A 24,180-nucleotide genomic window follows, 5' to 3' on the forward strand; every position below is an offset into this window, starting at 1 on the left:
GCTCAGGCGGGCAGCGTCGCCTTCAGGTTGGCCAGCATGTCCGCCACCATCTCCTTCAGGCCGTACTCGGCCTTCCAGCCCCAGTCCGCGCGCGCGACCGAATCATCGATCGAATCCGGCCAGCCCTGCGCAATCGCCTGGCGATAGTCGGGTTCATAGCGGATCTGGAAGCCTGGCACCTGCTCGCGGATGGCCGCCGCAATCTGCGCGGGCGTGAAGCTCATCCCGGCAATGTTGTAGCTGCCGCGCTCGCCGAGCTTGTCCGCCGGCGCCTCCATCAGTTCGATGGTGGCGCGGATGGCATCGGGCATATACATCATCGGCAGGGCCTCGTCTTCCTTCAGGAAGCAGGTGTAGGGCTCTCCCTTCACCGCCGCATGGAAGATGTCGACCGCATAGTCGGTGGTGCCGCCGCCGGGCGGGGTCTTGTGCGAGATCAGGCCCGGATAGCGCACGCTGCGCACATCCACGCCGTGATTGGCGTGATACCAGCGGCACCAGCCCTCGCCTGCCTGCTTGGAGATGCCGTAGACGGTGGTGGGCTCCATCACGGTCTTCTGCGGTGTCTGCCCGGCAGGCGTGGTCGGGCCGAAGGCTGCAATCGAGCTTGGCCAGAACACCCGCTCCAGCCCGGTCTGCCGCGCCAGTTCCAGCACGTTGAGCAGGCTGGTCATATTGAGGTTCCAGGCCCACTGCGGCGCCTTTTCGCCGGTGGCGGACAGCGCGGCGGCCAGCAGGTAGACCTGGGTGATGCCATGGCGCTCGACCACGGTCGCCAGCTCGCCCCGGTCGGTCGCGTTGAGCATCTCGTGCGTCAGGTGCACGTGTCGGCCAGTGGGCACCACGTCGGAGGTGATCACGTTGGTGCGCCCGTAGCGCTCGGCCAGCGCCAGTGCCAGTTCAGACCCGATCTGGCCGTTGGCGCCGACGATCAGGATCTTCGGTTTGCCATCTTCCATCAGATCAACCCCAGTTCGCGGCCGGCCTGGCCAAAGGCTTCCAGCGCCGCCTGCAGCGCGGCTTCGTCATGCAGCGCGCTCATCTGCACGCGGATGCGCGCCTGACCCTTGGGCACCACCGGGTAGAAGAAGCCGACCACGTACACGCCCAGCTCCAGCAGCCGCTGCGCGAGCTGCTGCGCCTTGTCGGCGTCGTAGACCATGATCGGGATGATGGGGTGGTCGCCCGCCTTGACGTCGAAGCCCAGCTGGTCCAGTCCCGCGCGGAAGAACCTGGTATTACCCTCCAGCCGGTCACGCAGCTCGGTACTGGCTTCCAGGATATCGAGCACCGCGATCGACGCGCCCACGATGGCCGGCGCCACCGTATTGGAGAACAGGTAGGGCCGCGAGCGCTGGCGCAGCAGCGCCACGACTTCCTTGCGCGCGCTGGTGAAGCCGCCGGAGGCGCCGCCCAGCGCCTTGCCCAGCGTGCCGGTGATGATGTCGATCTTGCCGAACACGCCGCGCGCCTCATGCGTGCCGCGCCCGCGCTGACCCATGAAACCGGTGGCATGGCATTCGTCGATGCCCAGCAGCGCGCCGTACTCGTCGCAGATCGCGCGCATCTGGTCCAGCCGCGCCACGGTACCGTCCATCGAGAACACACCATCGGAAAACACCAGCGTGTAGCGCGCGCCGTCGGCCCGCGCCTGCTCCAGCTGCATGCGCAGGTCGTCCATGTCGTTGTGCTGGTAGCGGTAGCGGCGTGCCTTGGACAGGCGGATGCCGTCGATGATCGAGGCATGGTTGAGCGCATCGCTGATGACCGCGTCTTCCGCGCCCAGCAGCGTTTCGAACAAGCCGCCATTGGCATCGAAGGCCGAGCCATAGAGGATGGTGTCCTCGGTGCCGAGGAAGGCCGACAGCCGCGCCTCCAGCGTCTTGTGCAGGTCCTGCGTGCCGCAGATAAAGCGCACCGAGCTCAGCCCGAAGCCATGCGTGCGCAGCGCCTCGTGCGCGGCCTCGATCACCTGCGGGTGCGATGACAAGCCAAGGTAGTTGTTGGCGCACAGGTTGATGACCTCGCGGCCGTCGGTGGTGCGCACCCGCGCACCCTGCGGCGTGGCGATCACGCGCTCATTCTTGAACAGCCCCGCCGCGCGGATGCTTTCGAGTTCAGTACGGATGGATGCATAGAATGCCTCGGCATTCGACATGGCTTGGCTCCCGGTGGTGTGCGAGGGATGTGCTAGGATTCGATCGATAAATCGAACACGTTCTGTATATCGAACATTTTGCGCAATATAACGAACATTAATCCATGACGCAAGCCCTCGCCCAGACCCCGCAGGCCGATGGCCCGCCCGCCGTCGGCATGGCGCTGCAGGCGCTGCGTCAGCAGCAACGGCTGTCGCTCGATGAACTGTCGCGCCGTGCCGGGGTTTCCAAGTCGATGCTGTCGCAGATCGAACGCAACCTGGCCAACCCCACCGTGGCGGTGCTGTGGCGCCTGGCCAATGCGCTTGGCGTGAACCTGACGGACTTCCTCGCCGGAGGCGCCGCTGAGCGCCCCGGCGGCGGCATCACGGTGGTCCAGCCGCACGCGATCCCGTCGCTGAAAAGCCCCGATACCCGCTGCGACCTGCGCATCCTGGGCCCGATCGACCTGGCTGGCCGCTTCGAGTGGTATGAGCTGACCATCCAGGCCGGCGGCGTGCTGGCCTCCGAGCCGCACGAGGCCGGCACCCAGGAACACCTGTCGGTGCTGAGCGGATCGATGACGGTGCGCGCGGGCGCCGATGAGAAGAAGCTGAGGCACGGCGAGACCGCGCGCTATGCGGCCGATGTCGCACATGCGATCTCCAATGGCGGCAAGACCACTGCCACCGCACTATTGGTTGTAGTGCATCCGGGCTGACGCGGGCAAGGGTTGCGACAGCCCGGCCGGCGGATTCAGCGGGCGCCGAACCACCGTTTGACCCGCTCCCACAGCACGCCGAAGAACATCGCCACGGGATTGAGGCGTACCGCCTGGTTGCGTTCGGCATCGCTCAGCGTCGGGTCCATCCGGCGCGCCACTGACTTGCCGAAATCGGCAATCATGCGCCGCACGAAATCGCGCACCAGCCCCGACCGCGAGAACTGCGCCAGCGGCCCCTGCAGTGAATACTGCAGGTCGACCGCGACTTCGGTCTCGTGCGCGGAGAGCGCCTTCAGCTGGTAGGCGATATCGCCCGCGGCCTTGGAATTGCTGAGCGAGTCCTGGCCCGCGCCCTTCAGCACGCCACGCTTGAGCGCATCGTCGCGCTGCAGGCGCGCGGCGCCGTCGAACCTGGCGGACATCGGGCCGAACTTGATGGCGATATGGCCCTTGACCTTCTCCCCCGCCATTTCAGTGAGCACCGCGCCCGGCAGGCAGCCCGCCACGGCCGGCAGGTCAGCCATGAAGGCCCATACCGCGTCGAGCGCGTAGGGGACGGTGAAGCTGCCTTCGATGCGCGACCAGCCTTTGCGGTCGGCTGACCGTTCCGCCTCGGCGCCGGTGCCGGCGGCCAGGTGCGGCAGCGTGCCGAGCGCTTCGTCGGCAACGGCAAAACCGGTGAACTGCGCTTCGGCCGGGGCCGGGGCCGCGCCCGCGACGTGCCGCGCAATCACGCCGGCTGCGTCGCGGCGTGCGTCCAATACCGAGCGGATGGCGGCGACGATCCCCATATAGCCAGTGCAGCGGCACAGGTTGCCTGACAGCTCGTGACGGATGGTAGCGTCGTCTGCGTCAGGCAGGCGCAGCACGATGTCGCGTGCGGTCGCCAGCATACCCGGCGTGCAAAAGCCGCACTGCAGCGCATGATGCTGGTTGAACGCCGCGCGCAGGTCGGCCATCACGGCATCGTCCTGGTAGCCTTCGACGGTGACGATGTCGGCGCCCTGGCAGGCAGCCGCGAAGGTGATGCACGACCGCACCGGCTTGTCATCGAGCAGCACGGTGCAGGCGCCGCACACGCCGTGCTCGCAGCCGAGGTGGGTGCCGGTCAGCCGGTGCGTGTCGCGCAGGAAGTCGCCCAGGTGCGTCCGGTCCGCGCACGCGCCGGAAACCCGGCGGCCGTTGACATTGAATTCGATGGTCTGCACGGGCGCTCCTCAGTTCAGCATTTGCGTGACGCAGCGCATCACGACGGTACGGTAAAGCTTGCGGTCGATGGCGTCCTTGCCTGGCGCGGCCTGCGCCACCGCTTCGTCCACGGCACTGGCGGTGAGCGCTGCGGCGCCTTGCGCGGCGACCGCGCGCGTGAGGCCGGGCAGCACCACCGGTGGCCCGTCCAGCGCGCCGAGCACGATGCGTGCAAAGCGGCGGCTGGCATCGAAGTACGCGGCGCAGCTGGCTTCGGCAAACTCGCCGGTCTTGCGGCACAGCTTATGGTAGCCCCAGCGGCTGTGCGCGGTGGCATGCGGCACGCGCACGGCGGCGATCAGCTCGCCGTCGGCCAGCACCGTGGTGTAGGCGCCGATCATGAAGGCTTCCATGGGCACCTCGCGCGTGCCGGTGCCTGATGCAATCTCGATGCGCGCACCCAGCGCGGTCATCGCCACTACCCAGTCCGCGGCCGGGTCCGCATGGGCCAGGCTGCCGCCCACGGTGCCGCGGTTGCGGATCGCGCGGTAGGCTATGCCACCCGCCACGGCCTGCAGCATGGTGCCGCGCAGCGGCGCGAACACGCCGTCCTCGATCTGCGCATGGGTCACGCAGGCGCCGATGCGGATGTCATCGGGGGTGGATGCGACTTGCCGCAGTTCGGCCAGCCCCGACACATCGACCACCGTGTCGGGACGGGTCAGCCGCAGGTTCAGCATCGGGCCGAGCGACTGGCCTCCGCCCATGGTCTTGGCCACATCGGTGCCCGCGCCAAGGCGGGCCAGCGCCTCCGGCAGCGAGCCGGGCGCATGATAGGAAAAAGCGACGGCTTTCATCGGTCAGGCTGCCTTCTTGCTTTGTGCGCCGGCTACTGCCGCATCCAGCGCTTCAAGGATCTTTCTCGGGGTCAGCGGCGTTTCCTGCAGTTCGACGCCGAAGTCGCGCAAGGCGTCGTTCACCGCGTTGAAGATCGCCGCCGGCGGTGCGATGGCGCCGCCCTCGCCCATGCCCTTGGCGCCAAATTCCGTATGCGGCGACGGCGTCTCGAAATGATGGATGCGGATCGACGGAATCTCGGTCGGCCCGGGCAGCATGTAGTCCGCCAGCGTGGAGGCCAGCGGCTGCCCGTTGCCGTCATAGCGCATCTCCTCGAACATCGCGGTGCCGATGCCCTGCGCCACGCCGCCATAGGTCTGGCCCTCGACCACCATCGGATTGATCATGGTGCCGCAGTCTTCCACCACCACGTAGTCCAGGATCTCGACATGGCCGGAATCGATATCGACTTCCACCGCGACCGCGTGGGTGGCATAGGTGAAGCTGCCGGTATCGACCGCGGGCTTGAAGCCCATGGTGACCTCCAGCCCTTGCGCATCCACGTCGGACGGCAGCAGGTGGGGATTGATGTACCAGGCGTCGGCAATGCGGCCGATGTCGATGACGTCGGCATTGCCTGCACGAACCGCGCCGGCTTCGAACGTTACCGCCTCCACCGGCTGCCCCAGCATATGCGCACCAATCTTCCGCAGCCGCGGCAGCAGCGCCTTGCATGCCCGCGACACCGCGCCGCCCGACATCACCAGCGAGCGCGAGGCATAGGTGCCAGTCGAGAACGGCGTGAGCCCGGTATCGCCGTGCACCAGCTTGATCCGTCCGATATCGATGCCCAGGATCTCGTGGGCAATCTGCGCGAACGTGGTCTCCATGCCCTGCCCGTGCGAATGCACGCCGACCCGCACTTCGAGCCCGCCATCCGGCGTGATGCGCACCGTGGCCGAGTCGAAGCCGGGGATCACCGGCGTGCCCCAGGCCGCGAACACGGAAGTGCCGTGCGCCGACTGCTCGGTGTAGGTGCCAAAGCCCACGCCGACATAGCGGCTGCCCTGCGGACCCGCCTGCTGCCGCGCGCGGATCGCGGGCAGGTCGATCATCTCCATCGCCTGGCGCACGCTGGCCGGGTAGTCGCCGCCGTCGAAGTGCTTGTTGGTCACGTTGACGTAAGGCATGGCCTGCGGCGGCACCAGGTTTTCGCAGCGCACCTTCCACGGCTCGCGCCCCACCTCGCGCGCGATCGCGTCCATCATCAGCTCCATGGCGAAGCAGACGCCGGTCCGGGCCACCCCTCGATACGGCACGAAGCCCGGCTTGTTGGTGGCCACGCAAGTGGTTTCGCAGCGGTACCCGTCAAAGGCATAGGGACCGGGCAGGTTGCCGATCGCCTGCCCCGGCTCCAGCCCGATGGTGAAGGGCCAGACGGAATAGGCACCGCCGTCGATGGCGATCTTCGCGTCCAGCGCCAGCAGGCGGCCGCGTTTGTCGGCATAAGCGGTAAGCTCGTAGTGATGCTCACGCGAGTTGGCGCCGGCGGTCAGGTGCTCGCGCCGGTCCTCGATAAAGCGGAACGGCCGCTTGTAGGTCATCGCCAACCAGGCGATACAGAGCTCTTCCTGCTGCAGCACGCACTTGTAGCCAAAGGCGCCGCCCACGTCCGGCGAGATCACGCGCACGCGCGCCTGGTCCAGGCCCAGGCAGTGGCTCAGGATGGTCCGGATCATATGCGGCACCTGGGTGGCGCTGTACACCACCAGCTGGTCGAACTGGTGATCCCAGTAGGCCAGCACCGCCTTGCCCTCCATCGGCACCATGCACTGGCGCGCCAGGTTGATCTTGCGGTGGACGACGACGGATGCCTCGCGCTGGCGCGCCTCGAAGTTCTTGTCGATATTCAGCGTCAGGAAGGTGTTGTCGCGCCAGTGTTCGTGCACGCGCACCTCGCCGGCGAGCTGGCGGGCCTGCGCCACGTCGGTCAGCGCGGGCAGCTCGTCGAACTCGGCCACCACCTGCTCGGCGATGTCCTCGGCTTCGGCGCGCGTGGGGGCAAAGGCCATGGCAACGGGCTCGCCGACAAAGCGCACCTTGCCGCTGGCCAGCGGCGCCTGCGCCGACGGCTGGTAGGACGGGAACGCCGAATCCGCGACGATGTCGCGCGCCGCCGCCATATCTTCACGCACGATCACCGCTTGCTCGTGGCGCGCTGGCTTGGTCACGGACAACAGCCTGGCATGCGCCACGGGGCTGCGCAGGAAGGCCACCTCCTGCAGGTCCGGCATGGCAATGTCCGCGACAAAGCGCCCCTTGCCGTGCAGGTGCCTGGCATCTTCCTTGCGCGCCACCCGGGCTCCCACGCCCTGGCCGCGTCCTGCCTCCGAATGATCCGATTCCGTCGACGATGTCATTGCTCTGTCCGTCCCGATGATTCCGTCTTGTTATTCATGCAAGCGTTCATTCGCGCACCCCGATGGCAGCCAGCCCTTCCGCGCGCGTGGTGACCGTCGCATATTTCTGTTCCATGTCGAACAGGTTGGCTTCGTGCGGGCCAGGCGCCCGGTCGCCGACGCAGTCCGACAGCACCAGCGGCCGGAAGCCGTACTGCATGGCGTCCACCACGCTGGCGCGCACGCAGCCGCTGGTCACCGCGCCGGCCACCACCAGCGTGCGCACGCCGCGCTGCGTCAGCCAGGCGGCCAGCGACGTGCCGAAGAATGCCGACGGCACGGTCTTGCGCACCACCAGCTCGCCCGCCCGCGGCGCCAGTTCTTCGACGATGGCGCTGTTGCGCTCGCGTTCCTTCAGCGACAGCATGTTCGGCACCTTCATGGAAAAGATGTTGTGGTCCGAACCATCGTCCGCAAAGACAATGCGGCTGTGCGCAATCGCCCAGCCTTCGCGCCGAGCCACGGCCAGCAGCGGCACGGTGTTGGCGATGGCCTCGCGGATATTGCCGCCGCCGAACACCTCCGGATCGGCAAAGCCGTTGACGAAATCGACCACCAGCAGCCCGAACGGGCCCGCCAGTTCCAGGTCGTTGCCGAAGCCCTGGCGCTGGTACGCGCCGATCTCCTTGTGCATGGCTACTTCTCCTCCGGGTAGCGGAACCCGTCCGTGACCTTGCCGCGGGTCACCACATCCACACCGTCCAGGCGGACGGTGCAGCTGCGCACGGGAATATCGATATGGCAGGCCGTGGTGCGGCTGCCGCCGGCTTCGTTATTGGGGCCGAGCGAGAACAGGAAGTTGCCCTCGAAGGCACGCGCGTCCATGCCGATGGTGGCCTCGCGATCGTACAGCCCCAGCGTGGACCAGTGCGCGCGCGGCTGCAGTCCCCAGCCGATATGCGAGATGGCGTAGGCCTGCGGGTCGTTGAACGACGCCATGTACTCGCTCAGCAGCTCGGCGTGCAGGCCGCCTTCGATGCGCGTGGCGAAGCCGCCCTCCACCGTCAGCATGACCGGCTCGGTCACGTAGGTCTTCTGCGGCAGCAGGATGTCGCCGCGGTCCAGCACGATGGTGCCGCTGGCCGCGCCTTCGTTGGGCCAGGTCAGCGCGAAGCCGCTGGGCCAGTGGTCCCAGCGCCCGGGCTCGTCGACAAAACCGTACTCGCTGATGGCCGGGAACTCGCCCAGCGGGCAGCGCAGGTCGGTGCCGGCCGGCGACACCACATGCATTTCCTTTGCGCGGCCGAGCCGCGCGGAGGCGGCCTTGACGCGCTCGCGGTCGGCCTCGCAGGGCACCAGGCGCGCCAGCACCTCGGGCGGCTCGACGGCCAGCAGGATCCTGGTGCCGCCCTTCAGGATCTCGTGCTGCTCGGGGGAGAACAGCAGCGTCATCAGGTCCAGCACCAGGTCGCTTTCCCTGAGCGCGGCAATCGCGGCACGGTTGCCCGTGAGCGGGGTCGTGCCCAGGTAGGCCAGCGCGTCGCGGCTCAGCGCCTTCTCGCCGTTGACGGGCGGCAGGTCGAGCCGGTTGACGATGGCACCCATCGCCTGCGTGGCGATCAGCGCGGTGGAGAGCGTCTGCGGGTGGGTCGCGGCGCTGGTCAGGATGGTGACGGTCTGCCCCGGCTCCAGCCGGGACAGCTTCAGCACCTTGCGCCAGGCCTCGATCATCTGGTGGTCACTTACCGGCATGTCGCCTCCTTGCGTGTCATTGCGTCAGTGGCGCGCCGAGGAAATCCCCAAGCGCCGCGTAAAAGCCCGCTTCGTCATCCCACGGGATCATGTGGCCGGCACCGGCAACGTGGCTGACCAGCACCCCCGGCAGCAGCGTGCGGATCTCCGCCACGTCTTCAGCGCGCACCACGTCGCCACGCCCGGCGGTCATCAGCAGCGTCGGCACCTTGACCCGGGGCAGGTCCGCATGGATGTCGTCGCGATGGAAATCCTCGAAGCTGCGCACCACGGCGTCTTCGTTGCAGGTATGCAGCCATTCGGCGCGCAGGCGCAGCTGCTCGTCGGTCCAGGTCGGGCAGAAGCGGCGCATGCCTTCCATGTCGGTGCCCTGACGCGACAGGCGGATGGAGTCCACATACCACGGCAGTTGCGCAGGATACGCGCGGCGCCCTGGCCCCGACACCGGCGGATCGGCCAGCACCAGTCGCGCCAGGCCGTCTGGCCGGCCCGCCGCGGCGCGCACGCCGATGCGCGCGCCCATCGAATGGCCAACCACGCTGTAGCGGCGCAGGTTGAGCGCCCCGGCAAAGGCCACCACGTCGCGGGCCTGGGCGTCGAGGCTGTAGTCCAGCCCGGCCTCAGCCGACGACAGGCCGCGCCCGCGCACGTCCAGCACATAGGTATCGAAGCTGGCGCCAAAGCGCTCGCCGACGAAGCCCCAGGTGATTGCCGGGCTGGTGATGCCCGGCACGATGATCACGGGATCGCACGCGGCACGCGCACCGTCATTGCCGCCATAGCGCAGGTAGTGCTGGCGAATGCCGTTGGCATGGACATGGCCGCCATAAAGGAAGGTGGTCATGGCATGCCCTCAGTAGGCGCCCGACAGCAGCGCGCCGGCGCCCGGCACGACCGGCTCCAGGTCCAGCGCCTTGAGCATGGCGTAGGTGGTGGCGATGGCGGCGGTGATGACCGGCTTGCCCGTCATCGCCTCCACCTTTGCCACGGCCGGCAGCGACGGCATCTGCACGCACGCCGACAGCACGATGGCATCGACATCCGCCAGGTTCATCTGCGACACGATGCCAGGCAGCCGCGCCGGATCGTGGCGGCCGACCTCCAGGTTGTCCGGGATCTCCAGCGCACGGTAGTCCACCACCTCATAGCCTTCGTTGCGGATGTAGTCCACCACCAGCTCGGTCAGCGGCTTCATGTATGGCGCCACCACCGCGATGCGGCGCGCGCCGATCACGCGCAGCGCATCCACCAGCGCACCGGCGCTGGTGATGACCGGTGCGTCGCCGCCATTCTCGATGGTGTGGGCCTTCAGGCGCTGCTCCGACTTGCGGTGATAGCCGTGGCCCATGGCCATGATGGCGACCAGGCAGGCGTAGCCGAGCACGTCGACCCGGGCGTCGCTGAGCTCCACCGCGCAGCGGTCGGATTCGGCATCCATGGCGGCCAGTTCTTCCTTGACCACCTTCTTCATGCGCATGCGGCTGGAGTGGAAGGTAAAGCGCTCCGGACGGATCTGCTGGCGCGCCAGCAGCATGGCGGGAATCTCGGTTTCCATGGTCGTGTTCGAGCTGGGAACGATCTGGCCGATGCGAAAGACTTTTTGCATGAGGGTCCTCGGGTTGTACGGTTACAGCTTGAGCAGGCGTTGCGCGTTGCCGTGGCAGACCAGCGCGCGCGTGGTGTCGTCGAGCGGCGCGTCTTCGATAAACTTCGCCGCGACTTCAGTGGATTCGTAGGGATAGTCGACCGAGAACATCACCGCCTCCGCGCCGAGCTCGGCGATGGCACCGGCCAGCGCACCGTGCGAGCACACGCCCGAAGTGGTGATGACGATATTGGTGCCGATGTACTCCGAAGGCGCGCGCGCCAGCCGGACGCCGTGCGAATAAACCGCAAAGCGGCTGTCGAAGCGCCAGCGCTGGTACGGCAGGCCCTCGCCCATATGGCCGAGGATGATCTTCAGGCGCGGGAAGCGATCGAACACGCCGCCGAACAGCAGCCGCAGCGCATGCGATGCGGTCTCGACGCCCCAGCCCCACGCCGCACCGGTCAGCTCGGGGTGGCCCGCCAGGACCTGCGGCTGAACCAGCGCGTCGGTCGGGTGCAGGTACATGGGCACATCCAGCGCCTGCATGCGTTCCCAGAAGGCATCGTATGCAGGGTCGTCGTAGTAGCGGCCGTGGGTATGGCCGTTCACCAGCGAGCCCTTGAAGCCAAGCTCGCGCACGGCGCGTTCCAGCTCGCGCGCGGCGTGTTCCGGGTCGTGCATGGGCAGCGCGGCAAAGCCGGCAAAGCGCGTGGGGTGGCGCGCGATCTGCGCGGCCAGGAAGTCATTGCTCTCGCGCGCCCGCGCCACGGCAAGGCCGGCGTCGGACTCGCCCTGCACGCCCGGTCCAGTCTGCGACAGCACCGTGATGTCGATGCCGGCACGGTCCATCTCGGCGAGGCGGTCCTCGTCGAAATCGGCGAGGCGGCGGCCCAGTTCGGCAAACACCGCCGGATCGATATGCTGCGTGAACGCCTTGGAATAGGCCTGGAATCCCGGCGTCATGAAATGCTCTTCGAGGGCGATCTTCTTCACTTTGGTCATGCTGGTGGGGGCTCCTGATTGGTGAAATCGCTTCGCTGCGGGCGCGTCCCGCACGGCATGCGGCGTGCGCCTATGCAATTACTCAGTACACTGATTAGTTTCGGATTCTAGTCAGCGAAGTTCCAAAAGTCTAGAAGCGGCGCGGAGGGTTAACACCTATAACGATGGGCCATATACCCTCAGTACACTGAGTCCAGATGCTCAGTATGCTGACGATATTAAAAGACCATTTAAATAGGCGATTTCGGGCACGCCGGCACATTGCGGATTGGCCCGCATTTTGCTCAGCATACTGCGCTTCTCATCAGCATACTGACTGATGCACCGGAAGGATGCGGCGCTGCACTGCGCGAGGGACCGACAGGCCCTGGCCAGCGGCGCCGGCACCTCCGGGACGAGCAGACATATAGAGACAATAGCTTCACCAAAGGACCCCCGCCATGACGTTCAGCCTGACTCGCAGTGAGACGAGCGCCCCCGCTTCCGGCATGACTGCCGAGGAGCGCAAGGTCATCCTTGCCTCTTCCTTCGGCGCCCTGATGGAGTGGTACGACTTTTACATCTACGCCGCGTTGGCGGTGTATTTCGGCGCACTGTTCTTCCCCAAGGGCAATGAGACTGCCGCGTTCCTGGCCAGCCTGGCCACCTTCGGCGCAGGCTTCCTGATACGGCCGGTGGGCGCGCTGCTGTTCGGCCGCCTGGGCGACCTGATCGGGCGCAAGTACACCTTCCTGGTCACCATCCTGCTGATGGGTGTTGCCACCGTCGGCGTCGGCGTGCTGCCCACATATGAGCAGATCGGCATCACCGCGACGGTGCTGCTGGTGTTGCTGCGGCTGCTGCAAGGCCTGGCGCTGGGCGGCGAGGTCGGCGGCGCGGTCACCTACGTGGCCGAGCACTCTCCCGCGCACAAGCGCGGGCTGTATACCAGTTCGCTGCAGACCACGGCAACACTGGGCCTGCTGTCCTCGTTGCTGGTCGTCTACCTGCTCAAGACCTTCCTGACCGAGGCCGAGTTCCGTGACTGGGGCTGGCGCATTCCCTTCATCGTGTCGCTGGTGATGCTGGTGATCTCGGTCTACATCCGCGGCAAGCTGCACGAGTCGCCGGTCTTTGCCCGGATGAAGGCCGCCAACACCACCTCCAGGGCGCCGATCCGCGAGAGTTTCACCAACTGGAAGAACCTCAGGTCCGTGCTGCTGCTGTTCGTGGTGGCGGCTGGCCTGGGCGCCATCTTCGGCACCGGCCACTTCTACTCGATGTTCTTCCTCAACAAGACGCTGCACGTGCCGCTCGAAACGGTCCACAAGCTGATCGGGATCGCGCTGGTGGTGGCCACGCCCTGCTACCTGCTGTTCGGCTGGCTGTCCGACCGCATCGGCCGCAAGTACATCATGATGGCCGCCTGCCTGCTGGCGGCGGTGTGCATCCAGCCGGTGTTCAAGGGCCTGACGCACTATGCCAATCCGGCACTCGAGCAGTTCCAGCAGCAAGGCGCCGTGCAGGTGACGGCCGGCGACTGCAAGGCGCGCCTGTTCGGCGAGCCGGTGTCCGCCTGCGACAGGATCCGTGGCTACCTGACCGACCTGGGCGTGGGCTACACCTTCGTGCCGGCCACCAATCCGGCGCAGGCGGAAGTGCGCATCGCGGACCGCACGCTGCAGGGCTTTGACCGCGACGCCATCAAGGGCGCCCTGGTGGCAGCCGGCTGGCCCGAGCGCGCCGACCCCGCGAAGATCAACACGCCGATGGTATTCGTGCTGCTGCTGGCCCCGATCCTGTTCCTGGCCATGGTGTACGGGCCAATGGCGGCCTTCATGGTGGAACTGTTCCCGGCCCGGGTGCGCTACACCTCGCTGTCCCTGCCCTTCCACCTCGGCGCGGGCTGGGTCGGCGGCATGCTGTCCTTCGTGGTCACGGCCATGAACGTGGCCAGCGGCGACGTCTACTTCGGCCTGTGGTACCCGGTGATCATCGCCGGCCTGGCCTTCGTCATCGGCATGCTGTTCGTGCCGGAGACGCGCGGCCGCGACCTGGCCACCTGAGCGGCACTACGGGTGAAGCTGAAGGGCGGATCTCTCCGCCCTTTTTTCCAGTCAACTATTCAGCATACTGAATTTATCCGCACTACCGCGGCGCAGCGATGGCGCCGCGGTCTGCCGACGCAGTCATCGCAACCATTCCAATTTTTCGCGTAGACAACCTGGAGCCCCTGATGTCCACCTCTCGCATCCTCCGCACCCTCGCTGCGTCCTCCACCCTGCTGGGCCTGGGCGCCGCCACGCCAGCACTGGCCGACGCCGGCGGCGTCAAGATCGGCGTCATCACCGACATGTCCGGCGCCTATGCCGACCTTTCCGGCAAGGGCTCGGTGCTTGCCGCGCAGATGGCGGTGGAAGAGTTCGGCGGCAAGGCCCTTGGCAAACCCGTGACGGTGCTTTCCGCCGATCACCAGAACAAGGCCGATATCGCCTCGTCGCTGGCGCGCCGCTGGTTCGATACCGATGGCGTCGACATAGTGGTCGACCTCCCCAATTCGTCGACGGCGCTGGCCGTGCAGGAAGTTGCGCGACAGAAGCAGAAGATCGACATCGTCTCGACCGGCGGCGCCATGGCGCTGACCAACCAGAACTGCTCGCCCACCGGCTTTCACTGGTCCTGGGACACCTATTCGGTGTCGTATCCGCTGGTGCGGCGCATGATCGACCAGGGCCGCAACAGCTGGTATTACATCACCGTGGACTACGCCTTCGGCCAGTCGCTGGAAGCCGACTTCCGCAAGGCCGTGGATGCCGGCGGCGGCAAGAACGTGGGCAGCACCCGGCATCCGCTCAATGCCAGCGATTTCAGCAGCCCGGTGGTGGCCGCCTCGGCCTCCAAGGCCAAGGTGGTGGTGCTGGCCAACGCCGGCAACGACATGATCAACGGGCTCAAGGCGGCGGGCGAGTTCGGCCTGATCAAGGCCGGCCAGACCGTGATCACCCCCTCCACCTTCATCACAGACCTCAAGAGCCTGGGCCTGGTCACCGCGCAGGGCCTCACCTATGTGGACCCGTTCAGGCTTGACCTGGATGCCAAGTCGAAGGAGTTCGTCGAGCGCTACTTCAAGCGCCAGAAGGCATATCCCACGCATGGCCAGATCGGCGTCTATTCCGGCGTGCTGCATTACCTGAAGGCAGTGGAGGCAGCGAAGACCGTGGATGGCCCCGCCGTGGCGGAAAAGATGCGCGCGCTGCCCGTCAACGATGCCTTCGTGCACAACGGCAAGGTGCGCGTGGACGGCCGCATGGTGCACGACATGTACCTGGCCCAGGCCAAGACGCCGGCCGAGTCCAAGGGCCCCTGGGACCTGGTCAAGTACATCGGCACGATCCCGGGCGATGAGGCCGCCCGTCCGCTGTCGGCCAGCGAATGTCCGCTGGTGAAGAAGTGAGCGCGCCATGCATGACACCGACGTAATCCTGCAGACGCACGGGCTGACCAAGGCATTCGTGGGCTTTGCCGCCGTGAGCGATGTCAGCCTGTCCGTGCGGCGGGGCTCGATCCATGCGCTGATCGGCCCCAACGGCGCCGGCAAGACCACCTGCTTCAACCTGCTGACGAAGTTCCATGCCCCCTCGTCCGGCTCGATCCATTTCAACGGCACCGACATCACCGCGCTGCGCCCGGCCCAGATCGCCCGCATGGGGGTGATCCGGTCGTTCCAGATCTCGGCGGTATTTCCGCAACTGACAGTGCTGGAGAACGTGCGCATCGCGCTGCAGCGCCGGCTCGGAACCTCCTGGCATTTCTGGCGCGGCAAGCGTTCCCTGTCGCGGCTGGACGGCCGCGCCATGGAACTGCTGGATGCGGTCGGCCTGGCCGGCTTCGCGCACCTGGGCACGGCGGAGCTGGCCTACGGGCGCAAGCGCGCGCTGGAGCTCGCCACCACGCTGGCGACCGATCCGGAACTGATGCTGCTGGACGAACCGACGCAGGGGATGGGCCATGAAGACGTGGAGACCGTCACCGCCCTGATCAAGCGCGTTTCGGCAGGGCGGACGGTGCTGATGGTGGAGCACAACATGAGCGTGGTGTCGTCCATCGTGGACCGCATCACGGTGCTGCAGCGCGGCGCGGTGCTGGCAGAAGGGACCTATGACGAGATCTCACGCAATCCGCAGGTAAGGGAAGCCTATATGGGAACCACTGACGAACCCGAGGACGGCCATGCAGCCGCGGCGGCGCTGAGCGCGGAGGCATCATGACCAGGACGGCCTCCCCTGCCCTCGAACTGCGCGGCCTGCACGCCTGGTACGGTGAATCGCACATCCTTCACGGCGTGGACCTGACCGTCAACCCGGGCGAGGTGGTAACGCTGCTCGGCCGCAACGGCGCCGGGCGCACCACCACGCTGCGCGCCATCATGGGCCTGGTCGGCACGCGCAAGGGTTCGGTGTGCGTGCACGGCCAGGAAACGATCGGCATGAGGACGCACCGCATCGCGCCGCTGGGCCTGGGCTACTGCCCGGAAGAGCGCGCCATCTTCGCGAGCCTGTCCTGCGAGGAGAACCTGCTGCTGCCGCCGCAGTTCGCCTGCACCCCGGGCGCAGTCGGACTGCGCGAGCCGATGACACTGGGCGAGATCTACGAGATGTTCCCCAATCTGCATGAGCGGCGCAAGAGCCAGGGCACGCGCATGTCGGGCGGGGAGCAGCAGATGCTGGCGGTGGCCCGCATCCTGCGCACTGGCGCCAGCGTGCTGCTGCTCGACGAGATCTCGGAAGGCCTGGCGCCCGTGATCGTGCAAAAGCTGGCGAAGATGATCGCCATGCTGCGCAGCCGCGGCTACACCATCGTCATGGTGGAGCAGAACTTCCGCTTTGCCGCGCCGCTGGCGGACCGCTTCTTCGTGATGGAGCACGGCCGCATCGTCGAGGCGTTCGGCGCCGATGAGCTCGAACGAAAGATGCCCACGCTCAGCGCCTTGCTGGGCGTTTAAGGAGACTTTTCATGGAATTGTTTGGAGTGCCCCTGCCCGCGCTGCTGAGCCAGTTGCTGCTGGGGCTGGTCAACGGCTCGTTCTACGCCATCCTGAGCCTGGGGCTGGCCGTGATCTTCGGCCTGCTCAACGTAATCAACTTTGCGCACGGCGCGCTGTTCATGCTCGGCGCGGTGCTGGCCTGGATGGGCCTGAACTACCTCGGGCTGAACTACTGGCTGATGCTGGTGCTGGCACCGGTGGTGGCCGGGGCGCTGGGCGTGGTGCTTGAGCGCACCATGCTGCGCCACCTCTACCGCTTCGACCACCTGTACGGGCTGCTGCTGACGCTGGGCATCTGCCTGCTGATCGAAGGCGCGCTGCGCTCGGTCTACGGCGTCTCCGGCCTGCCCTATCCAACGCCGGAAGCCTTGTCTGGCGTGAGCCACCTGGGCTTCATGGTGCTGCCCAACTACCGCGCATGGGTGGTGCTGGCGTCGCTGACGGTGTGCTTTGCCACCTGGTTCATGATCGAGAAGACCCGGCTGGGCGCCTACCTGCGCGCCGGCACCGAGAATCCGCGCATGGTCGAGGCCTTCGGCGTCAACGTGCCGCTGCTGGTGACGCTGACCTACGCATTCGGCGTGGGCCTGGCCGCGCTGGCGGGCGTGCTGGCCGCGCCGGTGATGCAGGTTTCGCCGCTGATGGGCCAGAACCTGATCATCACGGTCTTCGCCGTGGTGGTGATCGGCGGCATGGGTTCGATCCTGGGCTCGATCTTCACCGGACTTGGGCTGGGTGTCTTCGAGGGCATCACCAAGGTCTACTACCCCGAAGCCTCCGCGACGGTGGTCTTCGTCGCCATGGTGTGCGTGCTGCTGGTGCGCCCCGCCGGGCTCTTTGGAAAGGAAAAATGATGGCAAGCGGAAAGCGTGCAACCTTCGCCTACGGACTGCTGCTGGCGGTCCTGCTGCTCGCGCCCTGGCTGGGCGCCTACCCGGTGCTGGTGATGAAGCTGCTGTGCTTCGCGCTCTTTGCCTGCGCCTTCAACCTGCTGCTGGGCTACACCGGGCTGGTGTCGTTCGGCCATGCGGCCTTCTTCGGCGGCGCCGCCTATGCCTGCGGCCATGCGATGAAGTTCCTGCAGCTGACGCCGGAGCTGGGCCTGCTGGCAGGCACCGCGTTCGGGGCCCTGCTCGGCCTGGTGTTCGGGACATTGGCGATACGCAGGCAGGGCATCTACTTCGCCATGATCACACTGGCGCTGGCGCAGATGTTCTACTTCTTCTGCCTGCAGACGCCCGCGACCGGTGGCGAAGACGGCCTCCAGGCGGTGCCGCGGGGCGACCTGTTCGGCGCGCTGCCGCTGGCGTCGGACCACACCATGTACTACGTCGTGCTGCTGATCACCGCTGCGGCCTTCCTCGTGATCATGCGCATCGTCAACTCGCCGTTCGGGCAGATCCTGCGCGCGATCAAGGAGAACGAGCCGCGTGCCATCTCGCTGGGCTATGACGCGGACCGCTTCAAGCTGCTGGCGTTCGTGCTGTCGTCGGCGCTGGCCGGGCTGGCGGGAGCGCTCAAGACCCTGGTGCTGGGCTTTGCCACGCTCACCGACGTGCACTGGATGATGTCGGGCACGGTCATCCTGATGACCCTGGTCGGCGGCATGGGCACGTTGTCGGGCCCGCTGGTCGGCGCGCTGGTGATCGTGGCGCTGGAAAACAAGCTGGGCGACGCCGGCAACGCGCTCGCGGCCATGACCGGCATCGGCTGGTTCGAAGCGCTGGGCGAATCGGTCAGCATGGTGACGGGGCTGATCTTCGTGGTGTGCGTGCTGACGTTCCGCCGCGGCATCATGGGCGAGATCCTGGCTCGCTGGCGGGCCCATCCGTCACAGCAGGCCGGCGCGCCCGCGGTGGAGCCAGCCAGGTCCGGCGCGGCCAACCCCGGCCAGGGTTAACCAGAATACTGCGAGCAAAAAACATCAGTACACTGATCTTATATATTCAGCATACTGACAAATCAAATTCACGGAGATCGCCATGGCATGGATTGAAATCGACGCCGCGCACGGCCTGCAGAACGACGAGGTAATGCCGCTCACGCTGGGGGACCGCCAGCTCGCCGTCTATCGCAGCGACGACCAGTACTTCGTCACCGACAACGTCTGCACGCACCAGTACGCGCTGCTGTCCGACGGCTACCTGGAAGACGGCTGCATCGAGTGCCCGCTGCACCAGGCCCGCTTCGACATCCGCTCCGGCAAGGCCATGTGCGCGCCTGCCACCAGCGACATCCGCACCTACCCGGTCAAGTTCGAAGACAGCCGGGTGTGGGTCGAGCTTTGAGGGAGCCGAGCATGCCGCAAGACACGCCCATCCTGATTGTCGGCGCCGGCCAGGCTGGCGCGATGGCCGCTGCCGAACTGCGCAGGCTCGGCCATCGCGGCCGCATTGTCATGGCCGGCGGCGAGCGCCATGCACCGTATGAACGCCCGCCGCTGTCCAAGTCCGTGCTCGCCGACGCCGCGCAGGACGGCAAGATCGGCGTGCACCCCGCCGGCTTCTATGCCGGGCAGGAGATCGAGCTGCGGCTTGGCACCACGGTCACCGCGCTGGACCCCGCGCACAGCGTGGCGCACTGCGCCGATGGCGAGGCCCTTCGCTACGCCGCCTGCCTGCTCGCCACAGGCGGCAACGCGCGCGTCCTGCCCGCGCTGCCGCCGGGCACGCCCCACGTGCACTACCTGCGCACGCTCGACGACGCCGCCCGCCTGCGCGATGCCATGCAGCGCGCGCGCGAGGTGATCGTGATCGGCGGCGGCTTCCTTGGCCTGGAAACGGCCTCGACCGCGGACGGCCTCGGCCTCCGGGTCACGCTGATCGAAAGCGCCGACCGACTGCTCGGCCGCGCGCTGCCGCCTGAGCTTGGCAGCTGGCTGGCGCGGCGCGTGCTAGCGCAGGGCGTCGAGCTGCGGCTCGACTGCGGCATCGCGGCCCTGGTGCCGCAGGCCGATGGCGTGCAGGTCCGGCTTGCGGATGGCGCGGCGTTGCAGGCGCCGCTGGTGGTCGTCGCGATCGGGCTGACGCCCGAGGTGGCGCTTGGCGCCGCCGCCGGCCTGGCGCTGGACCCCGCCAACGGCGGCATCCAGGTCGACCAGCAGGGCCGCACCAGCGCGGCCGGCATCTATGCCGCGGGCGACTGCTGCAGCCAGTACCAGCCCCTGTTCGGCGCTCACATGCGGCTGGAATCCTGGCAAAGCGCCAACGAGCAGGCGCGCATCGCCGCCGCGGCCATGCTGGGCGTGCAGGCCGAACCCGCGGCGATGCCGTGGTTCTGGACCGACCAGTTCGGCTGCAACGTGCAGATGCTCGGCGCGGCCACTCCCGATACCCGCTATGCCTGGCGCGGCATCGCCGCCAGCGACGCGCCCTCCCCCAGGTTCATGCTGCTCGGCACCCGGCACGGCCGGCTCAGCCATGCCATTGCCATCAATGCCGGCGGCGACTTGCGGCCGTTGCGCGCGCTCTTCGGCCATGCCGTCGAAGACCTGCTGCCGCGGTTGTGCGACGACGCCTTGCCGCTGCGACAGCTGGTGCGCGACCTCCCGACGCCAGCGGCCAGCCCCACTACACTCTGAAAGGACTCCCACATGTACCAGACACAAGCGGTGATCCAGCACACGCTGGGCAAGAAAGACGCCGGCCTGGCCGACTGCCGTTGGCCCGAAGACAGCCTGCACTACATCCCGGACTGGGTCTACACCAGCAAGGCGGTGCATGACCTGGAGCTGCGGAAGATCTTTCGCGGACGCTCCTGGAACTATGTCGCGCTCGAGGCGGAGATCCCCAACGCCGGCGACTACAAGCGCTCCTATGTCGGCGCGACGCCGGTGGTGGTGTCGCGCGCCGAAGACGGCTCGGTCAACGTCTTTGAAAATCGCTGCGCGCACCGCGGCGCCGAGTTCTGCCGCCACAGCCAGGGCAATGCGAAAGAATTCGTCTGCCCCTATCACCAATGGTCCTACGATCTCAAGGGCAACCTGCAGGGCGTTCCGTTCAAGCGCGGCGTCAATCGTGCGGGCGGCATGCCCAAGGACTTCCGCAACGAGGACCACGGCCTGGTCAAGCTGAACGTGGCCACGCGCAACGGCGTGGTCTTCGCCTCGTACGCGGCGGACATGGAAAGCCTGGAAGACTACCTGACGCCGGAGATCCTCAAGGACTTCGACATCGTCTTCAACGGCAAGCCGCTCAAGGTGCTCGGGTACTACAAGAACGAACTCCCGTGCAACTGGAAGATGTACCACGAGAACCTCAAGGACCCGTACCACGCCACGCTGCTGCACTCCTTCCTGGTGGTGTTCGGGCTGCTGGTGGCGGGCAATGAAAGCGCCATGATCGCCGATCCGGTGCACGGGCGGCACGGCACCATGGCGTCAGCGAAAAAGGAGGACAAGTACGCGGCCGTCAGCGACGAGAACAAGAAGGAAATGCGCTCATACCATGAGGGCATGCGCCTGGAAGACGAACGCTTCCTGGAGTATGTGAAAGAGTTCGATTCGCCGTGGTCGGTAACGATGCAGACGATCTGGCCGAACCTGATCGTGCAGCGTGAAATGAACACCCTCGGCGTGCGCCAGATCGTGCCCAACGGCCCGGACAGCATGCTGATGCTGTGGACCATGTTCGGCTACGAGGACGATACCGAGGAGATGACGCAACACCGCCTGCGCCAGGGCAACCTGATGGGCCCCGCAGGTTTCCTGGGGCTGGAGGACAACGAGGCGATGAAGTTCGTGCAGGAAGGCGTGCGCCGCTCCAGCAGCGACCTCAATGTGCTCAAGCTGGATCCGGACCAGGTCGGCACCTCCAACTCCCTGATCTCCGAATCCGCCATCCGTGCGATGTACCAGTACTACCGCGGCGTGATGGGATTCTGAACGGCGGCTAACGGGATTCCCAGAAGATGAAACCGATGAACTATTCCCTCTATCGCGAGAGCGCCCTCGGCACCGCGCGCGCCATTGAACTGCGACTGGAGATCGAGGCCTTCCACGCGGAATACTGCGCGGTGCTCGACGCCGGCCTGGTCGAGCAATGGCCCCGCTTCTTCACCGAGGACGCGCTCTACCGGATCACCGCGCGCGAGAATGCCGAGCGCAACCTGCCGGTGGGGCTGGTCTACGCCGAAGGGATGGGCATGATGCGCGACCGCGCTGCTGCGATTGCCAATACCCAGATGTTCGCGCCGCGCTACAACCTGCACCTGGTGACCAACACGCGCGTCAGCGACGAAACCGCGGACGGCGATATCCTGGCACAGGCCAACTACATGCTGCTGCAGACGCTGGTGGAGGGCCCCACCACGATCCACCTGGCGGGGACCTACTACGACCGCTTCCGCCGCCAGGGTGGCAGGCTGCTGCTGCGCGAGCGGCAGGCCGTCTACGACACCACCATCATCGCCAACGACCTGGTCTACCCGGTCTAGCGAGCGTGCGCATGGCGGGCCATGCGCCCGCCGTCGGGCTTACATGCTGCGCAGCACGGTGCGGCTGTACTGGTTGTTGGCCTCCACCAGTGTCGCCAGCAGGTCCATGAACACTTCGCGCTGAGCTGGCTTCAGCGGCGCCAGCATGCGCTCCTGCGCACGCGCCATGTCGGCGCGCAGCGCCGTGACCACGCTCTTGCCTTCCCGCGTCAGGTAGACATGGCGGGTGCGCCGGTCGGCGGGGTTGTCGCGGCGCTCTACCAGCCCGCGCTCTTCGAGCCGGCGCACGACGTCGGCGGTCGTGGTCCGGTCCAGGCCGACCTCCTGCCCGAGCGAGGTCTGGTCCAGACCCGGCAGCACCGACAGCACCGTCAGGATGGCATATTGCACGGGCGTGATATTCGGCGACTTGCACTCCTCGAAGAACATCGCGACGTGGATCTGGTGCAAGCGCCGCACCAGGAACCCCGGACGTGCCCAGAGCAACTCCTTTGCCGGATCGGCTTCCGGCACGGCATCCGCCGCCTCATTACTGCCGCTCGTTGCGTTGCGTTTCGCTCTCGCAGACATCGCTCTCACCATTTTGTATGCACACTGACAGTATATATGAGGCGGACGAGAGCGAGCCGCCTCGCGGCGCAAGGTTCAGCGTGCGCCGGCGGCGCTGAGAACCTGTTCGATCTGCGTATAGCCGCGCTGGCGCGCATGCTGCAGCGGCGTGACGCCGTCGCCGTCGGCCAGGTTCACGTCGGCGCCCGCCTTGACCAGCAGGCGCACAATCTCGGTATGGGCCTGCCCGCCGTTGCCGAGGATGATGGCCTCGAGCAAGGCCGTCCACTTGAGCTTGTTGACGTGGTTCACCGCCACGCCGGCCGCGATCAGCGTGCGCACGGTCTCGACATGGCCGCGCTCGGCGGCGGGAATCAGCGCGGTGCCGCCGTAGCGGTTGGTGCTGCGCAGGTCCGCGCCATGGGCCAGCGTCAGGCGCAGGATCTCGTTGTGGCCGCGCGCGCCGGCGTACAGGTAGGGGCTGTCGTGGATGGCGTCTTTCGCATTCACGTCGGCGCCGGCATCGATCAGGACCCTGGCCGCCTGCACGCGGTTGTGGTGCGTGGCCAGCAGCAGCGCGGTGCGTCCCTGCGCATCGCGGTCATCGATGCTGGCGCCCTGGCCAAGCAGTGCGGTGACATGCGTGGCGTTGCCGCTGGCCGCGGCCTCGCGCAGCTGTTGTTCGGGCGGGCGACCGGCGGCGGCGGCTGTGGTGGGTGTCAGCATGGCAATGACCAGGGCAAGGCAGATGGACAGGCGCGCCGCCAGCATGTTCTTTCCTCCGTGCGGATGCGTCAGGTGCAAGGGGTATCGGGGTATCGATGCGGTCCGGTGCATTCTGTCATGCCGGCCACGCCGCGCGAAGTGATGGATTCGAATGCGCGCCAGTGCCATCGCCAATAGCCGGCGCTGCGCGCGCACGGCCCAAATACGCCCTATAACAACCTGCGCCACCATGCCGGCGCGCGCTGGCCTATATTCCCGAGGCCCGAACCATCGTCCGCCTGCACGGGCCAGGCCTCACTGGAGACAACGCGTGTCCACGACAGAAGCCTATCTGCTTGATTCCATCCGCCTCGCCATGGAGAACGTGCGCGAACGCAATACCTGGCCCTTTGGCGCCGTGGTCGTCAGGGACGGCAAGGTGCTGGCCCGCGCGGTAAACGAGGTGGAGGCCAACTGCGACCCGAGCGCACACGCCGAAATGCAGGCGGTGCGCGCCGCCAGCCGGGCGCTGGGCAAGCCGGACCTGAGCGGCTGCACGGTGTACGCCAGCGGCTACCCCTGTTCGATGTGCCTGTCGGCGATGTACCTGGCCGGCGTGAAGGCGGTCTACTATGCCTACTCCAATGAAGACGGCGAACCCTACGACCTGTCCGCGGAGCGCGGCTATATCGAGCTGGCCCGGCCGCTGGCGCAAAGGGAGATGACGCTGGCCTACGTGCCGGCGCGCGACGAGGGCATCGACCTGTACGAGGCGTGGCGCGAGCAGCAGGGCCAATAGACGCCACCATGCGGCGCAAGCGGTGCAGCCAGTGCAAGGGGCG

24 protein-coding genes are annotated in these 24,180 nt (G+C 66.9%); 12 read left to right on the forward strand and 12 right to left on the reverse strand.

Translation table 11 applies throughout. The annotated features are described in order from the left end of the window. Nucleotides 1–2 precede the first annotated feature (2 nt). Both RS901_RS30945 and kbl read right to left on the reverse strand, forming a co-directional pair. On the reverse strand, nucleotides 3–959 hold the full coding sequence (locus RS901_RS30945) for an L-threonine 3-dehydrogenase (RefSeq protein ID WP_316154325.1): 957 nt from the start codon (nucleotides 957–959) through the stop codon (nucleotides 3–5). Then, complete coding sequence (kbl, locus tag RS901_RS30950) at nucleotides 959–2,158, reverse strand: glycine C-acetyltransferase (RefSeq protein WP_316154327.1); 1,200 nt, start codon at nucleotides 2,156–2,158, stop codon at nucleotides 959–961. Before kbl ends, RS901_RS30945 begins: the two co-directional genes overlap by 1 nt. A 104-nt stretch (nucleotides 2,159–2,262) precedes the next feature. Here kbl and RS901_RS30955 point away from each other — a divergent pair, with 104 nt between their 5' ends. Beyond that, on the forward strand, nucleotides 2,263–2,859 hold the full coding sequence (locus tag RS901_RS30955) for a helix-turn-helix domain-containing protein (protein WP_114131630.1): 597 nt from the start codon (nucleotides 2,263–2,265) through the stop codon (nucleotides 2,857–2,859). Between the two features lie 35 nt (nucleotides 2,860–2,894). Here RS901_RS30955 and RS901_RS30960 read toward each other — a convergent pair whose 3' ends face one another. The 8 genes from RS901_RS30960 to RS901_RS30995 are packed head-to-tail and all read right to left on the reverse strand — an operon-like array spanning nucleotide 2,895 to nucleotide 11,628. Continuing rightward, entirely contained in the window at nucleotides 2,895–4,070 is a 1,176-nt protein-coding gene (locus tag RS901_RS30960; protein WP_316154328.1) for a xanthine dehydrogenase family Fe-S subunit, read from the reverse strand. Nucleotides 4,071–4,079: 9 nt separating this feature from the next. After that, nucleotides 4,080–4,907, reverse strand: coding sequence for an FAD binding domain-containing protein (locus RS901_RS30965; RefSeq protein ID WP_316154330.1), 828 nt, complete (start codon nucleotides 4,905–4,907; stop codon nucleotides 4,080–4,082). A 3-nt stretch (nucleotides 4,908–4,910) separates the two neighbouring features. Further along, on the reverse strand, nucleotides 4,911–7,307 hold the full coding sequence (locus tag RS901_RS30970; RefSeq protein WP_316154332.1) for a xanthine dehydrogenase family protein molybdopterin-binding subunit: 2,397 nt from the start codon (nucleotides 7,305–7,307) through the stop codon (nucleotides 4,911–4,913). 46 nt (nucleotides 7,308–7,353) lie between these two features. Next, nucleotides 7,354–7,980, reverse strand: coding sequence for an N-carbamoylsarcosine amidohydrolase (locus RS901_RS30975; RefSeq protein ID WP_316154334.1), 627 nt, complete (start codon nucleotides 7,978–7,980; stop codon nucleotides 7,354–7,356). Between the two features lie 2 nt (nucleotides 7,981–7,982). After that, the gene (locus tag RS901_RS30980) at nucleotides 7,983–9,038 is read right to left on the reverse strand and encodes a 2,5-dihydroxypyridine 5,6-dioxygenase (protein WP_316154336.1); all 1,056 of its coding nucleotides are present in this window, start codon (nucleotides 9,036–9,038) and stop codon (nucleotides 7,983–7,985) included. Between the two features lie 16 nt (nucleotides 9,039–9,054). After that, a complete protein-coding gene (locus tag RS901_RS30985) occupies nucleotides 9,055–9,882 on the reverse strand; it encodes an alpha/beta hydrolase (RefSeq protein ID WP_316154338.1) in 828 nt (275 codons plus the stop codon). Nucleotides 9,883–9,891: 9 nt separating this feature from the next. Beyond that, complete coding sequence (locus tag RS901_RS30990) at nucleotides 9,892–10,644, reverse strand: maleate cis-trans isomerase family protein (protein WP_035819453.1); 753 nt, start codon at nucleotides 10,642–10,644, stop codon at nucleotides 9,892–9,894. Between the two features lie 21 nt (nucleotides 10,645–10,665). Beyond that, nucleotides 10,666–11,628: an amidohydrolase family protein gene (locus tag RS901_RS30995; protein ID WP_316154341.1), complete on the reverse strand. Its 963-nt coding sequence runs from the start codon at nucleotides 11,626–11,628 to the stop codon at nucleotides 10,666–10,668. Between the two features lie 440 nt (nucleotides 11,629–12,068). Between RS901_RS30995 and RS901_RS31000 the strand changes: the two genes are divergently transcribed. The 10 genes from RS901_RS31000 to RS901_RS31045 all read left to right on the forward strand — a co-directional run bounded on the left by RS901_RS31000 (nucleotide 12,069) and on the right by RS901_RS31045 (nucleotide 22,084). Next, entirely contained in the window at nucleotides 12,069–13,673 is a 1,605-nt protein-coding gene (locus RS901_RS31000; protein WP_316154343.1) for an MFS transporter, read from the forward strand. 170 nt (nucleotides 13,674–13,843) lie between these two features. Next, entirely contained in the window at nucleotides 13,844–15,061 is a 1,218-nt protein-coding gene (locus tag RS901_RS31005) for an ABC transporter substrate-binding protein (protein WP_316154345.1), read from the forward strand. Nucleotides 15,062–15,068: 7 nt separating this feature from the next. After that, the gene (locus RS901_RS31010; protein WP_316154347.1) at nucleotides 15,069–15,875 is read left to right on the forward strand and encodes an ABC transporter ATP-binding protein; all 807 of its coding nucleotides are present in this window, start codon (nucleotides 15,069–15,071) and stop codon (nucleotides 15,873–15,875) included. After that, nucleotides 15,872–16,609 (forward strand): ABC transporter ATP-binding protein, encoded by a 738-nt coding sequence (locus tag RS901_RS31015; RefSeq protein WP_316154349.1) that lies wholly within the window; start codon nucleotides 15,872–15,874, stop codon nucleotides 16,607–16,609. Before RS901_RS31010 ends, RS901_RS31015 begins: the two co-directional genes overlap by 4 nt. An 11-nt stretch (nucleotides 16,610–16,620) precedes the next feature. Further along, nucleotides 16,621–17,505: a branched-chain amino acid ABC transporter permease gene (locus RS901_RS31020; RefSeq protein WP_316154351.1), complete on the forward strand. Its 885-nt coding sequence runs from the start codon at nucleotides 16,621–16,623 to the stop codon at nucleotides 17,503–17,505. Further along, on the forward strand, nucleotides 17,505–18,551 hold the full coding sequence (locus RS901_RS31025) for a branched-chain amino acid ABC transporter permease (RefSeq protein WP_316157331.1): 1,047 nt from the start codon (nucleotides 17,505–17,507) through the stop codon (nucleotides 18,549–18,551). The genes RS901_RS31020 and RS901_RS31025 overlap by 1 nt, the downstream gene beginning before the upstream one ends. Nucleotides 18,552–18,633: 82 nt before the next feature. After that, nucleotides 18,634–18,939 carry a non-heme iron oxygenase ferredoxin subunit gene (locus RS901_RS31030; protein ID WP_013952434.1) on the forward strand — a complete coding sequence of 102 codons (306 nt, stop codon included), beginning with the start codon at nucleotides 18,634–18,636 and terminating at the stop codon, nucleotides 18,937–18,939. Between the two features lie 11 nt (nucleotides 18,940–18,950). Beyond that, on the forward strand, nucleotides 18,951–20,231 hold the full coding sequence (locus tag RS901_RS31035) for an NAD(P)/FAD-dependent oxidoreductase (RefSeq protein WP_316154354.1): 1,281 nt from the start codon (nucleotides 18,951–18,953) through the stop codon (nucleotides 20,229–20,231). Between the two features lie 12 nt (nucleotides 20,232–20,243). Next, on the forward strand, nucleotides 20,244–21,533 hold the full coding sequence (locus RS901_RS31040) for an aromatic ring-hydroxylating dioxygenase subunit alpha (RefSeq protein ID WP_316154356.1): 1,290 nt from the start codon (nucleotides 20,244–20,246) through the stop codon (nucleotides 21,531–21,533). 35 nt (nucleotides 21,534–21,568) lie between these two features. Further along, the gene (locus RS901_RS31045; RefSeq protein WP_410054198.1) at nucleotides 21,569–22,084 is read left to right on the forward strand and encodes an aromatic-ring-hydroxylating dioxygenase subunit beta; all 516 of its coding nucleotides are present in this window, start codon (nucleotides 21,569–21,571) and stop codon (nucleotides 22,082–22,084) included. A gap of 39 nt (nucleotides 22,085–22,123) precedes the next feature. On the opposite strand, the gene RS901_RS31050 is transcribed toward RS901_RS31045, so the two are convergent. Beyond that, a complete protein-coding gene (locus tag RS901_RS31050) occupies nucleotides 22,124–22,654 on the reverse strand; it encodes a MarR family winged helix-turn-helix transcriptional regulator (protein ID WP_114133620.1) in 531 nt (176 codons plus the stop codon). 75 nt (nucleotides 22,655–22,729) lie between these two features. Continuing rightward, nucleotides 22,730–23,404 (reverse strand): ankyrin repeat domain-containing protein, encoded by a 675-nt coding sequence (locus tag RS901_RS31055; protein WP_316154360.1) that lies wholly within the window; start codon nucleotides 23,402–23,404, stop codon nucleotides 22,730–22,732. A 265-nt stretch (nucleotides 23,405–23,669) separates the two neighbouring features. On the opposite strand from RS901_RS31055, the gene RS901_RS31060 reads away from it, so the two are divergent. Continuing rightward, on the forward strand, nucleotides 23,670–24,137 hold the full coding sequence (locus tag RS901_RS31060; protein WP_316154362.1) for a nucleoside deaminase: 468 nt from the start codon (nucleotides 23,670–23,672) through the stop codon (nucleotides 24,135–24,137). Nucleotides 24,138–24,180: the final 43 nt, after the last annotated feature.

It is taken from the genome of Cupriavidus sp. BIC8F (genome assembly GCF_032465815.1).
Classification (GTDB): Bacteria; Pseudomonadota; Gammaproteobacteria; order Burkholderiales; family Burkholderiaceae; genus Cupriavidus; species Cupriavidus necator.

Bases quoted from the DNA above. Each gene is read 5' to 3' on its own strand.
- RS901_RS31025 (WP_316157331.1), top strand. From the start codon at position 17,505: ATGGCAAGCGGAAAGCGTGCAACCTTCGCCTACGGACTGCTGCTGGCG.
- RS901_RS31020 (WP_316154351.1), top strand. From the start codon at position 16,621: ATGGAATTGTTTGGAGTGCCCCTGCCCGCGCTGCTGAGCCAGTTGCTG.
- RS901_RS30995 (WP_316154341.1), bottom strand. From the start codon at position 11,628: ATGACCAAAGTGAAGAAGATCGCCCTCGAAGAGCATTTCATGACGCCG.
- RS901_RS31005 (WP_316154345.1), top strand. From the start codon at position 13,844: ATGTCCACCTCTCGCATCCTCCGCACCCTCGCTGCGTCCTCCACCCTG.
- RS901_RS31015 (WP_316154349.1), top strand. From the start codon at position 15,872: ATGACCAGGACGGCCTCCCCTGCCCTCGAACTGCGCGGCCTGCACGCC.
- RS901_RS30975 (WP_316154334.1), bottom strand. From the start codon at position 7,980: ATGCACAAGGAGATCGGCGCGTACCAGCGCCAGGGCTTCGGCAACGAC.
- RS901_RS31055 (WP_316154360.1), bottom strand. From the start codon at position 23,404: ATGCTGGCGGCGCGCCTGTCCATCTGCCTTGCCCTGGTCATTGCCATG.
- RS901_RS30965 (WP_316154330.1), bottom strand. From the start codon at position 4,907: ATGAAAGCCGTCGCTTTTTCCTATCATGCGCCCGGCTCGCTGCCGGAG.
- RS901_RS31035 (WP_316154354.1), top strand. From the start codon at position 18,951: ATGCCGCAAGACACGCCCATCCTGATTGTCGGCGCCGGCCAGGCTGGC.
- RS901_RS31045 (WP_410054198.1), top strand. From the start codon at position 21,569: ATGAACTATTCCCTCTATCGCGAGAGCGCCCTCGGCACCGCGCGCGCC.
- RS901_RS31000 (WP_316154343.1), top strand. From the start codon at position 12,069: ATGACGTTCAGCCTGACTCGCAGTGAGACGAGCGCCCCCGCTTCCGGC.
- RS901_RS30970 (WP_316154332.1), bottom strand. From the start codon at position 7,307: ATGACATCGTCGACGGAATCGGATCATTCGGAGGCAGGACGCGGCCAG.
- RS901_RS30985 (WP_316154338.1), bottom strand. From the start codon at position 9,882: ATGACCACCTTCCTTTATGGCGGCCATGTCCATGCCAACGGCATTCGC.
- RS901_RS31050 (WP_114133620.1), bottom strand. From the start codon at position 22,654: ATGTCTGCGAGAGCGAAACGCAACGCAACGAGCGGCAGTAATGAGGCG.
- RS901_RS30980 (WP_316154336.1), bottom strand. From the start codon at position 9,038: ATGCCGGTAAGTGACCACCAGATGATCGAGGCCTGGCGCAAGGTGCTG.
- RS901_RS30945 (WP_316154325.1), bottom strand. From the start codon at position 959: ATGGAAGATGGCAAACCGAAGATCCTGATCGTCGGCGCCAACGGCCAG.
- RS901_RS30990 (WP_035819453.1), bottom strand. From the start codon at position 10,644: ATGCAAAAAGTCTTTCGCATCGGCCAGATCGTTCCCAGCTCGAACACG.
- RS901_RS31010 (WP_316154347.1), top strand. From the start codon at position 15,069: ATGCATGACACCGACGTAATCCTGCAGACGCACGGGCTGACCAAGGCA.
- RS901_RS31030 (WP_013952434.1), top strand. From the start codon at position 18,634: ATGGCATGGATTGAAATCGACGCCGCGCACGGCCTGCAGAACGACGAG.
- kbl (WP_316154327.1), bottom strand. From the start codon at position 2,158: ATGTCGAATGCCGAGGCATTCTATGCATCCATCCGTACTGAACTCGAA.
- RS901_RS30955 (WP_114131630.1), top strand. From the start codon at position 2,263: ATGACGCAAGCCCTCGCCCAGACCCCGCAGGCCGATGGCCCGCCCGCC.
- RS901_RS31040 (WP_316154356.1), top strand. From the start codon at position 20,244: ATGTACCAGACACAAGCGGTGATCCAGCACACGCTGGGCAAGAAAGAC.